This window comes from Nocardiopsis chromatogenes YIM 90109 (assembly GCF_000341185.1).
GTDB lineage: Bacteria > Actinomycetota > Actinomycetes > Streptosporangiales > Streptosporangiaceae > Nocardiopsis_A > Nocardiopsis_A chromatogenes.
The window spans coordinates 1-14880 of the sequence record NZ_ANBH01000307.1 but is presented as its reverse complement, the minus strand read 5'-3'; the positions used below and the strand labels follow the sequence as shown (position 1 = coordinate 14880).

At 73.5% G+C, this 14880-nt stretch carries 9 protein-coding genes; 4 read left to right on the top strand and 5 right to left on the bottom strand.

Features of this window, described 5'->3' with window-relative positions:
• Positions 1-1764 precede the first annotated feature (1764 nt).
• Together rsmA and D476_RS0127240 are read right to left on the bottom strand one after the other, a co-directional pair.
• Positions 1765-2655, bottom strand: coding sequence for a 16S rRNA (adenine(1518)-N(6)/adenine(1519)-N(6))-dimethyltransferase RsmA (rsmA, locus tag D476_RS0127245; protein WP_017627058.1), 891 nt, complete (start codon positions 2653-2655; stop codon positions 1765-1767).
• Positions 2656-2802: 147 nt separating this feature from the next.
• Positions 2803-3984 (bottom strand): resuscitation-promoting factor, encoded by a 1182-nt coding sequence (locus D476_RS0127240; RefSeq protein ID WP_239648841.1) that lies wholly within the window; start codon positions 3982-3984, stop codon positions 2803-2805.
• A gap of 538 nt (positions 3985-4522) precedes the next feature.
• On the opposite strand from D476_RS0127240, the gene D476_RS0127235 reads away from it, so the two are divergent.
• The gene (locus tag D476_RS0127235; RefSeq protein ID WP_017627056.1) at positions 4523-5623 is read left to right on the top strand and encodes a CaiB/BaiF CoA transferase family protein; all 1101 of its coding nucleotides are present in this window, start codon (positions 4523-4525) and stop codon (positions 5621-5623) included.
• A 271-nt stretch (positions 5624-5894) separates the two neighbouring features.
• On the opposite strand, the gene D476_RS0127230 is transcribed toward D476_RS0127235, so the two are convergent.
• On the bottom strand, positions 5895-6821 hold the full coding sequence (locus tag D476_RS0127230; protein ID WP_017627055.1) for a TatD family hydrolase: 927 nt from the start codon (positions 6819-6821) through the stop codon (positions 5895-5897).
• 144 nt (positions 6822-6965) lie between these two features.
• Positions 6966-8783: a methionine--tRNA ligase gene (gene metG / locus D476_RS0127225; protein ID WP_017627054.1), complete on the bottom strand. Its 1818-nt coding sequence runs from the start codon at positions 8781-8783 to the stop codon at positions 6966-6968.
• Positions 8784-9012: 229 nt separating this feature from the next.
• Here metG and D476_RS0127220 point away from each other — a divergent pair, with 229 nt between their 5' ends.
• Entirely contained in the window at positions 9013-9435 is a 423-nt protein-coding gene (locus tag D476_RS0127220; RefSeq protein ID WP_239648840.1) for a hypothetical protein, read from the top strand.
• Between the two features lie 92 nt (positions 9436-9527).
• Entirely contained in the window at positions 9528-12170 is a 2643-nt protein-coding gene (secD, locus tag D476_RS0127215; RefSeq protein WP_026123909.1) for a protein translocase subunit SecD, read from the top strand.
• 118 nt (positions 12171-12288) lie between these two features.
• Here the strand turns inward: secD and rsmI are convergent, their stop codons facing one another.
• Positions 12289-13116 carry a 16S rRNA (cytidine(1402)-2'-O)-methyltransferase gene (gene rsmI / locus D476_RS0127210; protein ID WP_017627052.1) on the bottom strand — a complete coding sequence of 276 codons (828 nt, stop codon included), beginning with the start codon at positions 13114-13116 and terminating at the stop codon, positions 12289-12291.
• 163 nt (positions 13117-13279) lie between these two features.
• Here rsmI and D476_RS0127205 point away from each other — a divergent pair.
• Positions 13280-14880 (top strand): dolichyl-phosphate-mannose--protein mannosyltransferase (locus D476_RS0127205; RefSeq protein ID WP_017627051.1); only part of this gene is annotated, 1601 nt, incomplete at its 3' end.

The following is a 14880-nucleotide window of genomic DNA, read 5'->3' as shown; positions in this document are numbered from 1 at the left end:
GGCGGGCCGCTCGCGGTCCGGGAGGCGGCGCGGTCGGGAGGGCGGGGGCCGCCCGCGCTCGTGGCGACCGCCGGGCCCGTGCGGGAGCCCGGAGGGCGGCTCGTCGGCGCGCATTCCAGGCATAACGGGCACACCGAGGAGGTTCGGTGGTCCAAGGCGGTGGTACCGCCGCCCGACCAGTGGTCCCGCGCAGGATTCACGACCATGGATGCCTACGGGGTCCGCGCGGGGCCCGGAAGGCGAGTTCCGGCCCGCCGCTACCGACCCATTGTCCGCTTCGCCCGGTTTCCCGGGCACCGGGACCCCTTCCGCGCGCTGTTCGACAGACGGGGCGGCCCGGCGGACGGCGCGGGCGTGCGTTCATCGCGACAGGTGAACGGGATCCGGCGCAAGAAGGCCCCTAAACGGCACACCGTAGCCGTTTGCCAGGCCCAGCGTCACTGCATGTAGCCGATATCGGTCCAACGTTGACCCCAGGAGCCCGGCGGAGGGGTCCGGGCGGCCCCGCGCCCGCCCCCATGGCCACACTGAATCCCCCAATCGGGCACGAACAAGGCATAGCACTTGCAGAACGTGTTCTGGAATCGCGCTCTTCGTCGCTCCGGGGCCGCCGGGAACGTCGCTGAGCGCGCTTCCCGCCCCCGCCCGCACCTAACGCGGAGTATTCACCCAGGTCACGGGCCTTCCGGGTGGTGGGAGGCTGGCCAGGGGGCCGCCCCGGGTGTCGAAGAGCGCGAACCCCGGTACCGCGCCGCCCCTCCCGGACCGCGAGCGGCCCGCCGCCCGGCAGGCAGGGCCGGGGAACCACCCTGCTCACCCCGTCGCCGCCCATCACGACGACCACGCACACTCCGCGCAATCGTCAGCGCTGCCGGAAGGGCTGCGGCTCTTTGTCGTCGCCGCCCTCTGCCTTGCGTCTCAGAAACCCGCCGCCCGGCTGGGGCCCGGAAGCGGGGTACCTGCTCAGCCGCCGTCAGCTCGGATCGCGAGCAGCCTGGCGCCCGGCAGGCAGGGCCCGGAATCCGCTCGGCTCCGGCCGTCGCCGTTGCCCGCTGCGACCCTGCACACGCCCGGCAGCCGACGGCGCTACCGCACGGGCCGCCGACCTGTCCTCGTCGCTGCCTTCCACCCTGCACCCCGCCAACCCGCCACCCGGCCGGGGCCATCAAGCGGAGCACCAGCCGAGCCGCCCGCCCGGACCGCGAGGAACCCGCCGGACGGCAAGCAGGATCAGGGAACCGCCCAGTTCTCGCCGTCGCCGCCCTCTCCGGTGACCACGCACACGCCCGGCGCCCGACAGCGCTGCGGCGAGGGCCGCCGGCCTTCGTCGTTGCCGCCTTCTACCTGGCACCCCGTCGGCCCGGCGCCCGGCCGGGGACCATAAGCGGGGCACCAGGTGCTCCGCCCGCCCACCCGGACCGGGAGGACCCCGCCGCCCGGCACCAACGCGCCCCCTGGGGCGGGGCGGGCCCGCCGAGCAAGGGCGACCACCCACCCACGGACGGCAGGGATAGAACCCGCACCCCGAACCCCCCGAAGCACCGCCTGAGGAAAGCGAGAAAGGGAGAAAGGGACGCCCTCCCTACCCTCCCGCGCCCTTCGCCGCCCAACACGACGACCACGCACACACCCGGTAGCCGACGGCGCTGCGGCACGACCCGCCGAGCGAGGGCGACCGGCCCTCCCATGGACCGCACGGGGAGAACCCGAGCCCACCGCCCAGGCCGCCGCAGTCCCTACACGGCCGGCGCTCCGGCTCAGTGGCTACTTGCCCGGCGTGTGCCGGGCGATCCTTGCGAACTCCTCGATTCCCAGGGCCTCGCCCCTCGCCCTCGGGTCGACGCCCGCCGCTCGCAGTGCCTCCTCGGCGCGCTGGGGCGAGCCCGCCCACGACGCCAGGGCCGCCCGCAGGGTCTTGCGGCGCTGGGCGAACGCCGCGTCGATCACAGCGAAGACCTCCCGCCGGTCCACGTCCGCCACCGGTGCGTCCCTGCGCTCCAGCGACACCAGCCCCGAGTCCACGTTCGGCGCGGGCCAGAACACGTTCCGCCCCACAGCCCCGGCGCGGCGCACGTCGGCGTACCACGCCGCCTTCGCCGACGGCACCCCATAAGTCCGGCTGCCCGGCGCGGCCGCCAGGCGGTCGGCGACCTCGGCCTGGACCATGACCAGGCCGCGGCGCAGCGACGGCAGCCGCTCCAGCAGGTGCAGCACCACCGGGACCGCGACGTTGTAGGGCAGGTTCGCCACCAGCGCGGTCGGCTCGGGGCCGGGCACCCCGGTGATGCGCATCGCGTCGGCGGCCACCACCCGCAGCCGGTCGGCCAGGTCCGGCGCGTGCTCGGCGACGGTCCCCGGAAGCGCCTCGGCCAGCACCGGGTCGACCTCGACCGCGGTCACCGCGGCCACGCGCGGCAGCAGGGCCAGGGTGAGCGACCCCAGTCCGGGGCCCACCTCCAGCACGGTGTCGTCGGCCCCGACCCCGGCCACCCGGACGATCCGGCGCACGGTCCCGCCGTCGATCACGAAGTTCTGCCCCAGGGTCTTGGTGGGCCGCACGCCGAACCGGTCGGCGAGCCGCCGCACGTCGGCGGGGGTGAGCAGGCGGGCGCTGTCGGCGCTCTCAGAGCTTTCGGAGCTTTCGGAGTCGGTCACTCGGACATTTTGCCAGGCGGCGGGGGTACCCGGGGTCGACCGGCCGGGGTGCCGAACCCTGCCGCTCGGAAGCGGCCGGGCCTCCTTCGCCCAGCCGCTTCCCGCCCGAAACCCCCCGGGTTCCCCCGGCAGCCCCCTCCGGGACCGTCAGTCGAACAGGTGGCGGCCGCATTCCGGCCACTGGCTCTGCCAGTTCCCGTCGACCATCTCGTACAGCCTCTGTGCCCGCATCGTCTGCTCGCCCGCCGACGCCTCCGCCGGGGACCCCGTGCCTCCGGCCGACTGCCACGTGGACGGGGAGAACTGGTACAGCCCGTAGTAGCCGCCCGCCGAGTTCACCGCCGACGGGTCGCCGCCCGACTCGCACTGCGCCAGCGCCGACCAGTTCAGGCCGCCCGCCGCACCGCCCGCCCCGGCCGCGTCCGCCGCGTCGGCCGCGTCCGACTCCCCCGGCTCGGCCGTCCCGACCTCCACGATCCCGTCGACGGGCTCCTCGACGACCTCCTCCTCCAGCACGCGCTCGGTCTCCTCGCCCTCCTCCAGGACCGGGAGCACGGTGACCTCCTTCACCCCGTCCTCCGCCTCCCGGACGGTGCGCTCCTCCCCCTTCTCCAAGTCCCCGGTCTCGCGCTCCTGCGTCTCGGCCTCGATCGCGACCTCTTCGGTCGTCGGCTTCCCCAGGGCCTCCACCACCCGGATCACCGCCCCCTCCTCGACCGGCTCGTCCACCTCCGGTTCGACGATGTCGTGGCCGCCGACGTCGATCCCGTTCTCCGCCAGCACGTCCCCGACCACGGCCTCCGTGGTGGCGACCTCCTTGCGGACGCGGTCGCGCAGGATCACCGCCCCCCGCGCCCTCTGCCCGGTGACCTCCAGGCCCTCCTCGGGGATGGGCGCCGACCGCTCCTCCGACAGCTCCAGCGGCTCCCCCGACAGCCCGATCTGGTCCAGGGCCTCGCCCACCGTCAGCGCCGTCACCCGGTGCGCCTCCGGCTCCTCCCCGTCGATGGCCACCGTCAGCTCCCTGGCCGAGCGCACCACGACGGCCCCGCCCCGGCCGACCTGCTCGCCGAGCCCCGGCGCCACCGCGTCGCCCTCGCGCAGGCGCACCCCGGCCGCGTCCAGGACCCCGTCGACGGTGTCGGCGTAGGTGTGCACCACGCGCTCCCTGCCGTCGACGTCCAGCAGGACCCTCTGGTCCATCGCGTAGGCGGTCCCGCCGCCCGCCAGTAGCAGCGCCACCGCCCCCGCTCCGACCGCGACCGCCCACCGGGGCATTCCGGCCGGAAGGGCGGGCAGTGCGGCCGGGCCGGGCAGTGGGGTCGGCACCGCGCGGGCGCGGCGCGGCGGCGCCGATGCCCGGTGGGCCCGCCTGCGGCCGCCCCGACTCCGCCGCCCTGACCGTGGTGATGGATTGCGCACGATTCTTCCGATCCCTTCAAAGACGCCTGAAACGACAGCGGACAAAGAGAGAAGACAGGGGAATCCACACAATGGCGAAAGGGGTCCCCTGGGGCGCCGACCGCCCGGAAACGCAGGACAGAGCGCTCACTCCGAGGGCGTCCGGCCTCGGGTTCCGCAGGGCCGGCCGCGGAGTCGCCCATGGAGTCGCCCGCGGAATCGGCCGTGGAATCGGCCGTGGAATCGGCGGCGGCCGCGCCGCCACACGGACATTACCATCGCGACTTTTTCCGTCACGGACATCGACCGAAATCCGGTGCGCGCCGAATCCCTTTTTTGCAAAGAGTCCCCTTTTGCGGCACCCGGCCGCGCGCCCCCGACTCCGGGGTCCGGGCGTGACCCGCCCCCTGAAGACCGGCACAATGGGGAAACCGAACGAGATTCGAGTCCAAGCGGAGGTCGATCGATGGGACCCCTCAAGGGCGTGCGGGTGCTGGAGTTCGCGGGCATCGGCCCCGGCCCCCTGGCCGCCATGCTCCTGGCCGATCTGGGCGCCAGTGTGATCCGGCTGGACCGCCCGCAGGCGGCGCAGGCCGCCGCGGCCGGGGTCCCCGGCCACCTCGACAGCGGCCGCCCGGTCGTCGGCGCCGACCTGAAGACCGAGGAGGGCCTACACACCGCCCGCACCCTGATCGCCTCGGCCGACGTGCTGCTGGAGGGGTTCCGCCCCGGAGTGATGGAGCGGCGCGGTCTGGGCCCCGACACGTGCGCCGAGATCAACCCGCGCCTGGTCTACGCCCGGATGACCGGCTGGGGCCAGGACGGCCCGCTCGCGCACGTCGCCGGGCACGACATGAACTACATCTCCCTCAACGGCGCCCTGCACAGCATCGGCCGCAAGGGCGGGGCCCCGGTCCCCCCGCTCAACCTGGTCGGCGACTTCGGCGGCGGCACCATGCTGGTGGTCACCGGCATCCTCGCCGCCCTCGTGGAACGCTCCGCATCCGGGCGCGGGCAGACGGTCGACGCCGCCATGGTCGACGGCAGCGCCTTCCTCATGTCGATGATCTACGAGCAGCGCGAGCGCGGCGGGTGGACCGACGAGCGCGGCGACAACTTCCTCGACACCGGCGCCCCCTGGTACGACGTGTACACCTGCGCCGACGGGCGGCACGTGTCGGTGGCCTGCATCGAGCCGCAGTTCTACGCGGCCTTCCTGCAGGGCGTCGGGCTCGCCGACGCCGACCTGCCCGACCAGTGGGACAAGGAGCGCTGGCCGGAGCTGCGCGAGCGGTTCGCCGCCGTGCTGGCCACCCGCACGCGCGACGAGTGGGCGGAGGTCTTCGGCACCGAGGACGCCTGCGTCCAGCCGGTCCTGTCGATGGCCGAGGCCGCCGACCACCCGCACATCGCCGCGCGCGGCACGGTGGTCCGCAAGGACGGGACGACCTTCCCCGGCCCGGCCCCGCGCTTCGGCCGCACCCCGGGCCGCGCGACCCGCGACCCCGGGTACCCCGCCCCGACGGCCGAAGAGGCGCTCAAGGAATGGGGCGTGGAGCTTCCGTAGGGGTCCGACATGCCCCCTTGCGCCGCCGCCGCACACACAGCCCCCGGCGGCCCTTCAGGGCGGCGGGCAACGGGCGATACATGACTCCGGGGCGCGGCCCTGAAGAGCCGCGCCCCGGAACACCATCATCGAAGAGCCAGAAGCCGGGCCTGCCGGGAGGCGCACCGGGACGTGGCCCGGAAGGCGACCCGGCAGGCGCGTCCGGCGGCCGCTTCGGCGCCGGGTCCGCACCCCGCGGCGAGGCCGCCCCTGCCTGCCGCGCCCCGGCCCTTCACCCCTCCAGCTTGAAGGCCCTGCGGCCGTTCTCGGCGATCTGCGCCGCCAGCGCGTCCTCGTCCTCGCCGCGCGCCTCGGCCAGGCCCCGCAGGGTGTACGGGATCAGGTACGGCGCGTTCGGCCGCCCCCGGTACGGCTTCGGCGTCAGGAACGGCGCGTCCGTCTCCACCAGCAGCAGCTCCGCCGGGGCCACCGCCGCGGCCTCCCTCAAGTGGTGCGCGGACGCGAACGTCACGTTCCCCGCGAAGCTCATGAAGTAGCCCTGGTCCGCGCACACCTTGGCCATCTCGGCGTCGCCCGAGTAGCAGTGGAACACCACCGTCTCCGGCGCGCCCTCCTCCTCCAGGATGCGCAGCACGTCCTCGTGGGCGTCCCGGTCGTGGATCATCAGCGCCTTGCCGTGCCGCTTGGCCACCTCGATGTGCCGCCGGAAGGAGTCCTGCTGGGCCGCCTTCCCCTCCTCACCGGTGCGGAAGTGGTCCAGGCCCGTCTCCCCCACGGCCCTCACCCTGGGCTGCGCGGCCAGCCGGTCGATCTCGGCGACCGCCTCCTCAAGCGCGCGCTCGCCGCCCGCCTCGCGGCGCTTGCCCGCCCAGTCGGTCTCGTCGACCTCCACGCCCGGCGCGCCGTCTCCGTGCACGATGCGCGGCGCCTCGTTGGGGTGCAGCGCCACCGCCGCGTAGACCGACGGGTTCCGCGCGGCCAGCTCGGCGGCCCATCGGGAGGACTCCAGGTCGACCCCGACCTGCATCAGCGGGGCCACCCCCACCGCCTCGGCGGCGGCGATGATCGCCTCCGGCTCGGGCTCCTGCATGTCCATGTGGGTGTGGCTGTCGGCGACCGCCACGCGCAGCGGCTCGGGGGCGGGGGGAGGCGTCTGCGCGTTGCGGTTCCGCACGGCCGCTCCACTGCGCTTGCCCATGGGTTCTGCTCCTCGCTCACTGCTCGTACGGCGCGCGCTGTGCGCACGCGCGCGGCGGACCGTCGGGTACAACGGTCCGCCGCCTTCGGTATTCCCGTCAGGGGAACGGCCGGGGCCGCCCCAGGGCCGCCCGCCGCGCCGGTGCTATCCGGCCTCGGCCTCCAGACGCGCCAGCTCCTCGTCCACCACGCTCTGGTCCAGCTTGGCGAAGAGCGGCTGCGGCTTGGACAGCGGGGTCCCGGGCACGATCGGCCGGGACTCCCAGACCGCCTCGTCGTCGGCGTAGTCGCCGGTGATCACCGGGTACTCCGAGGCGCCCTCCGCGCCGCCGATCGTGTCGTGCCCGGTGTCGATGCGCGGCATGCCCGACCACTGCCCGGTGCCGCCCAGCATCGCATGCACCTTGTTGGACGACTCCGGCAGGAACGGCGTCAGCAGCGCCTTCGCGTCGTCGACGAGCTGCAGCGCCACGTGCAGCACGGTCTTCATCCGCTCCGGGTCGGTCTTCTTCAGCGCCCAGGGGGCCTGGTCGGAGATGTACTTGTTGGCCTCGGCGACGGTGCGCATGGCCTCCTGCAGCCCGGCCTTGAACCGGTTGGCGTCCAGGTGCGCGGCGACCGCCGCGAACGACGCGCGCGAGGCCTCCAGCACCGCCCGGTCCTCGTCGGTGAACTCCCCCGGCTCGGGGATCTCCCCGAAGTTCTTGGCCGCCATGTTCAGCGAGCGGTTGACCAGGTTCCCCCAGGCGGCCACCAGCTCGTCGTTGTTGCGGCGGACGAACTCCGACCAGGTGAAGTCGGTGTCCTGGGTCTCGGGCCCGGCGGCGATGATGTAGTACCGCAGCGCGTCGGCCGAGTAGCGCTCCAGGAAGTCGCGGACGTAGATGACCACGCGCCGCGACGAGGAGAACTTGCGCCCCTCCATGGTGAGGAACTCGCTGGAGACCACCTCGGTGGGCGTGTTCATCCGCCCCAGCGACCCCGGCTCGCCGCCGCGGTCGCCCTCGCCGTTGTAGCCGAGCAGCATGGCCGGCCAGATCTCGGCGTGGAAGACGATGTTGTCCTTGCCCATGAAGTAGTAGGCCTCGGCGTCCTCGGCCTGCCAGTAGCGGCGCCAGGCCTCCGGGTCGCCGGTACGGCGGGCCCACTCGATCGCGGCCGACAGGTACCCGATGACCGCGTCGAACCACACGTACAGCCGCTTGTTGGCCTGGTCGCTCCAGCCCTCCAGCGGGATCGGCACGCCCCAGTCCAGGTCCCGGCTGATCGCCCGCGGCTGCAGGTCGTCCAGCAGGTTCAGGGAGAACTTCAGCACGTTGGGGCGCCACTGCCCGGACTTGGACCGCAGCCAGTCGCCCAGCACCTCGGCGAAGGCCGGGAGGTCCAGCATGAAGTGCTCGGTGTCGACGAACTCGGGGGTCTCGCCGTTGATCCGCGAGCGCGGCCCGATCAGGTCGACCGGGTCGAGCTGGTTGCCGCAGTTGTCGCACTGGTCGCCGCGCGCGCCGTCGTAGCCGCAGATCGGGCAGGTGCCCTCGATGTAGCGGTCGGGCAGGGTGCGCCCGGTCGACGGGGACACCGCCCCCTTGGTGGTGCGGGCGAAGATGTAGCCGTTGTCGTAGAGGCCCCGGAACAGCTCCTGCACCACGGCGTAGTGGTTGCCGGTGGTGGTGCGGGTGAACAGGTCGTAGGACAGGCCCAGGGCGACCAGGTCCTCGACGATGATCCTGTTGTAGCGGTCGGCCAGCTCGCGGGCGCTCACGCCCTCCTGGTCGGCCAGCACCTGGATCGGGGTGCCGTGCTCGTCGGTGCCGCTGACCATGAGCACGTCGTGGCCGCGCATTCGCTGGAAGCGCGCGAAGACGTCCGAGGGGACCCCGAACCCGGATACGTGCCCAATGTGGCGCGGCCCATTGGTGTAGGGCCACGCCACCGCGGTCAGGATGTGGCGTTTCGACGACATGACTCCAAGACTAAAGCCCGCGGCCCCCCGGCTTCGCCTCGTTTTCCCCTGACCGGCCTCCCCCGTCGGTCCCGTGGGTCCCCTCGGCCCGGGGGCCTCCGCGGGCGCATTGCGTCATTGCGCCGGTGCCGCGCGCCCCTCCCCCTCCCCGGCCCCGCTTCCGGGGCGCGACACCTGTCCGGGGCGTCGGTAGGGTGGTCGGGATCGCAGTCCGAAGGTGGTGGTCCGGGTGCTCGCACGCGCGCTGGCCGCCCTGCTGTGCGCGGCGCTGCTGCTGGCCGGGGCCCCCGCCGCGGCCGAGGCCGCCGCCTCGCCGATCGGCCCCGGGGCGCCCGCGGTCCTGCTGCCCCGCGAAGGGGTGGAGGTCGCCGCCCCTAGCGGAACCCACCGCCGCGGCGACGGGGTGTGGGCCGAGGAGGGCCACCGGTCCGCCGCCGCCCTGCCCCCCGGCAAGGGGGACCACCGCACGCTGCGCGACCTCCCCGAGGTCTACGCGCACGCCGCGCCGCACCTGCCCGCCCCTCCGGGGCCCTCGGGCGTGGTGCCGCCCCCGCGCGACCAGACCGCCCGCGGCGCCGCCGAGATCTCGGCGCTGCCCCTGGGCCGCGCTCCCCCTCCCTCCGGCGCGGCCCCTGCCCGTACCGCGGCCTGACCGCGGGCGGCGGGACCGCCGTGCGCCCGGCCGCGCCGCGCGGCCCGGCGCCGCAGGAAGCCCGGAAGTGAAGGCACCGGAGAGGGAGTGCATTGTCCACACAAGCGGGAGCGGGATCGCGCTGGTTGCGCGGGATCATCTCCCTGATCATCGTGCTCGGCGCGTTCGGCGCCGCATGGTTCATCCCGCCGAAGCTGGGGCTCGACCTCAGCGGCGGCACCCAGATCGTTCTGCAGACCCAGGACGGCGAGGACGGCACCGAGGCCGACGCCGAGAACACCGACAAGGTGATCGAGGTGCTGCGCCAGCGCATCGACCGCCTCGGTGTCAGCGAGGCCACGATGTCGCGGTCCGGCGCCGACCGGATCATCGTCGAGCTGCCCGGGGTGCAGGACCCGACCGAGGCGGCCGAGATCATCGGCCAGACCGCCCAGCTGACCGTGCACCCCGTGCTCGGTGTCGACGCCTCCCAGGGCGGCGGCATGGGCATGGGCCTGCCCGGTGGCGGCGGCGACAGCGCCCGCGCGCCGCAGGACAGCCCCGACGAGGGCTCCGGCGACGGCGAGGACGGGGACGGCTCCGGGGAGGACTCCGGCGGTGAGGGGTCCGAGGAGGACTTCTCCCAGTTCGACCAGGGTCAGCAGGGCCAGCAGGGCGGCCAGCCGCAGCAGGACATGTCCGCCCCCGACCCCGACAAGGTCGAGGAGACCCTGCCCGACGACCAGGGCCAGATGCTGCAGCTGGGCAAGGCCGTCATCCAGGGCGACCAGATCTCCAGCGCCGAGGCGGTGCTCGACCAGACCACGCAGACGCAGTGGCAGGTCAACGTCAACTTCTCGGGCGCGGGCAAGGACGAGTGGAAGAAGATCACCGGTGAGGCGGCCTGCAACCCGCAGGGCTCGCCCCAGCGGCGCATCGCCATCGTCCTGGACGACCAGATCATCTCCGCCCCCGAGGTGACCACCGACACCGCCTGCGACGTCGGCCAGGCCGGCGGCCGCACCACCATCACCAGCTCCACCTTCGACTCGGAGTCGGCCGAGGAGCTGGCGGTGCTGATCGAGGGCGGCTCGCTGCCGCTGCCGGTCACCGAGATCCAGCGCCAGACCGTCGGCCCGACTCTGGGCGCCGACGCCATCAAGGCGAGCTTCATCGCCGGTGCCCTGGGCATCGCCCTGACCGCGCTCTACATCACCGTGGCCTACCGCCTGGTGGGCTTCCTGGCCTCGCTGGCGCTGGCCTGCTACACGCTCATCGCCTACGCGGCGCTGGTGGCGCTGGGGGCCACCCTCACCTTGCCGGGCCTGGCCGGGTTCGTGCTCGCGATCGGTATGGCGATCGACGCCAACGTGCTGATCTTCGAGCGCGCCCGGGAGGAGTTCCAGCAGCAGAAGAAGGTCTACGAGGCCAACAAGTCCGCCGGCATGGCCGACGCGACCGACGCCGAGACCCGGCAGGCCGAGGCCGGGATCCTCTCCCGGCGGCGGCGCCGCGCCATCCCGCCCAACCTGCAGAAGGCGTTCGTCCAGGGCACGCAGAAGGCGTGGAGCGCGGTGCTGGACACCAACATCACCACGCTCATCGCCGCCGCCCTGCTGTTCTTCCTGGCCTCGGGCACGGTGCAGGGCTTCGGTGTCACCCTCGGCCTGGGCACCGTCGCCTCGATGGTCTCCGCGCTGGTCATCGCCCGCGTGCTGGTCGAGTGGGCGGTGCGCCGCAAGGTGGTCCGCGACCACCCGGCCTTCAGCGGCCTGGGCAAGATCAGCCGGGTCCGCCAGTGGTTGATCGACCGCGACCCGAACCTGATGAAGCGGGGCCGGCTCTGGCTGGCCGTCGCCGGGCTGATCGTCGCGGCGGCCGTGGTCGGCATGGTGGTGCGCCCGCCCAACTTCGGCGTGGAGTTCACCGGCGGCCGGGTCATGGACTTCACCACCGAGCAGTCGATCAGCGCCACCGAGGCGCGCCAGATCGTCGCGGAGGAGGGCGGCCAGCCCAGTGCGGTGGTGCAGGAGTCGGGCGACGGCGACGTCTCCGTGCGCACCGGGCCGATCGACGACGCCGAGGCCAAGCAGGTCGAGGACGCGCTGGCGGACGCCGCCGGAGGCGCCGAGAAGATCAGCGACGAGAAGATCGGTCCCAGCCTCGGCGACGAGCTGCGGAACAAGGCGCTGCTGGCGCTGATGGCCGCGCTGGTGCTGCAGATGATCTACCTGGCCTGGCGGTTCCGGTGGTCGTTCGGTGTGGCGGCCATGCTGTCCCTGGCGTTCACCCTGATGGTGGTCATCGGCCTGTTCATCTGGCTGGGCAAGCCCATCGACGGGGTGTTCCTCGCCGCCGTGCTGAGCGTCATCGGGTTCTCGGTCAACGACACGGTCGTGGTGTTCGACCGGATACGCGACGAATGGGCGCGGGACAGCGAGTCGAAGTTCTCCCGCATCGCCAACACCGCGATCCTGAACACCATCCCGCGGACGGTGAACACCACCATCGGCGGCGTGTTCATCCTGGCGACGCTGGCCCTGTTCGGCGGCTCCACGCTGCGGGACTTCTCCATCGCGATGCTCGTCGGCCTGGTGACCGGCGTCTTCTCGACGGTGTTCGTGGCCTCGCCGCTGGCGGACTGGCTGCAGCGCTTCGACAAGACCCCGCCGCCGCACGTGGTCAAGGAGAAGAAGGCCAAGCAGCGCAAGGACCAGCGCGTCGCCCGCGAGAAGAGCGACGGGGCGGTGGTCTAGCCCTTCCGGGGGGCGCTGTGCACCGCCCCCCGGAGACGGCCGAGGGGGCGCCCGACGGGCGCCCCCTCTCGTCGTCCCGGGGCCGTCCCCGGCCCCGCCGTCAAAGCCGTCAGAGCCGTCAGATCCCGTGCACCGCCGCGTAGACCTCGCGCTTGGGGGCGCCCAGCTCGCGGGCGGCCTCCTGGATGGCCTGCTTGCGCGGCACCCCGCGGGCCTCCAGCTCGGCGACGGCCGCCACGTAGTCGTCGGGGCCGAGGGCCTCGCGCCGCTGCGGCGCCCCCTCCACGACCACCGTGATCTCGCCCTTGACCTCGCCCTTGGCCCACTCGGCCAGGTCCACCAGGCCGCCGCGGCGGACCTCCTCGTAGGTCTTGGTCAGCTCCCGGCAGACCGCCGCCCGCCGGTCACCGCCGAACGCGTGCGCCATCGCCACCAGCGTCGGCGCCAGCCGGTGCGGGCTCTCGAAGAACACCATGGTGCGCCGCTCGGAGGCCAGGCCGCCGAAGTAGCGGTCCTGCCCCTTGCGCGGCGGGAAGCCCTCGAAGCAGAAGCGGTCGGTGGGCAGGCCGGACAGCACCAGCGCCGTGGTCACCGCCGAGGGGCCGGGGATCGCGGTCACCCGCACGCCCGCCTCGGCGCAGGCCGCCACCAGGCGGTAGCCGGGGTCCGACACGCCGGGCATGCCGGCGTCGGTCACCAGCAGCACGTCCCGCCCCGCCCGCAGCTCGTCCAGCAGTTCGGCGGCGCGCCTGGCCTCGTTGGCGTCGTAGTAGGACACGATGCGCGCCCCGGCCTCGCCGCCCGGCCGGATGCCCACCCGCTCGGCGAACCGCCGCAGCCGCCGGGTGTCCTCGGCGGCGATCAGCGAGGCCCCCTCGATGGCGGCGAGCAGCCGCGGCTGGGCGTCCTCCCCGTTGCCGATGGGGATCCCGGCCAGCGTCAGCACGCCGGCCCCTTGCGCAGGTGCGGCGCCCTGCGCCACAGCAGGCCCGTCGGTCACTTATCGCCCCCGGTGTTAGACGCTACGGTTGGCACTGCCCGGTTGGCACTGCCCGACGGCCGCCGGTCCGGCACGGCCACCCGTCCCCGACCCGACTATAAGAGCCGCGATGACCACCACCGCACCGCCCGACGCGGCGGACCCCGCTCCCTCCACCGCGCCCGCGCCCGCGCGGCCGCAGCCCCCCATGCCCCGGCCCGCGTGGACCGGGTGGGCCGCGGCGGTCGCGCTGGCCCTCTTCGCGGGGGTGCTGCGCTTCATCCGCCTCGGGCAGCCGCCCGAGATCTACTTCGACGAGACCTACTACGCCAAGGACGCGTTCTCCCTCTGGCGGTTCGGCTACGAGCACGAGACGCTGGACAACGCCGACGACCTCCTCACCCAGGGCGTACCCCAGATCTGGTCCGGCGGACCGGACTTCGTGGTGCACCCGCCGGTCGGCAAGTGGATGATCGCCCTCGGCGACCAGGTGTGGGGGCTGCTGCCGTTCGGCACGTCCATGTCGCCCGAGGGCTGGCGGGTGGCCTCGGCGTTCATCGGAGCGCTGACGGTGCTGGTCATGGTGCGCGTCGCGCTGCGGATGACGCGCTCGTGGCTGCTGGCCGCGGCCGCCGGGCTGCTGCTCGCCCTGGACGGGCTGCACTTCACCATGAGCCGCCTGGCCATGGTGGACGTCTTCGTGACCTTCTGGGTGCTGGCCGCCTTCGCCTGCCTCCTGGTCGACCGGGACCGGATGCGGGACCGGCTGGCCGCCTCGCCGGGGGCGGCGTGGCTGGGCGTGCGGTGGTGGCGCCTGGCCGCCGGGCTGTGCCTGGGCCTGGCCGTGGGCACCAAGTGGAACGCGCTGTTCTTCATGGCCGCGTTCGGGCTGCTCACCGTCGCCTGGGACTACGGTGCGCGGCGCAGCGCCGGACAGAGCCGCGGCGGCGGCCTGCGGGACCTGCGCATCAGGTGGCTGCTGTTCGACGCGATCCCGGCGTTCGTGCAGACCGTGGTCGTGGGGGCGGTGGTCTACGTGGCGTCCTGGGCGGGCTGGTTCGCCTCGTCCGGCGCCTACGACCGGCAGTGGGGCGCCGAGAACGCGGGGGCGGGCGTCTCCCGCCTCCCCGACTGGCTGGAGGGGTCCGTCAACGCGCTGCGGGGCCTGATCCACTACCACGCACGGATGATGGACTTCCACAGCGGGCTGTCCGAGCCGCACGACTACGCGTCGCACCCCTGGGACTGGCTCATCATGCGCGTCCCGGTGGCGTTCTTCTACGACGGGGACTCCGGGGGCTGCGGCACCGAGAAGTGCTCCACCGCCATTCTGAGCATCGGCACCCCGGCGCTGTGGTGGACCGGGCTGATCGCGCTGGCGGTCATGCTCGGCTGGTGGCTGACCTACCGGGACTGGCGCGCGGGCGCGGTGCTGCTGAGCGTGGCCGCGGGGTGGCTTCCCTGGTTCGCCTATCCCGACCGCACCATGTTCGTGTTCTACGCCCTTCCGTTCCTGCCGTTCATCGTGCTGGCCATCGTGATGATGCTGGGGCTGGCGATGGGCGACGGGGAGAAGGGCGCCGCCTATCTGCCCGCACGGCGGGCGATGGGCGGGGTGCTGTTCGGCGTGGTGCTGCTGCTGGTGATCGCCAACTTCGCATTCCTGTACCCGGTGCTCACCGCCGAGACGATCCCCTATGAGCAGTGGGCGCAGCGGATGTGGTTCGACAC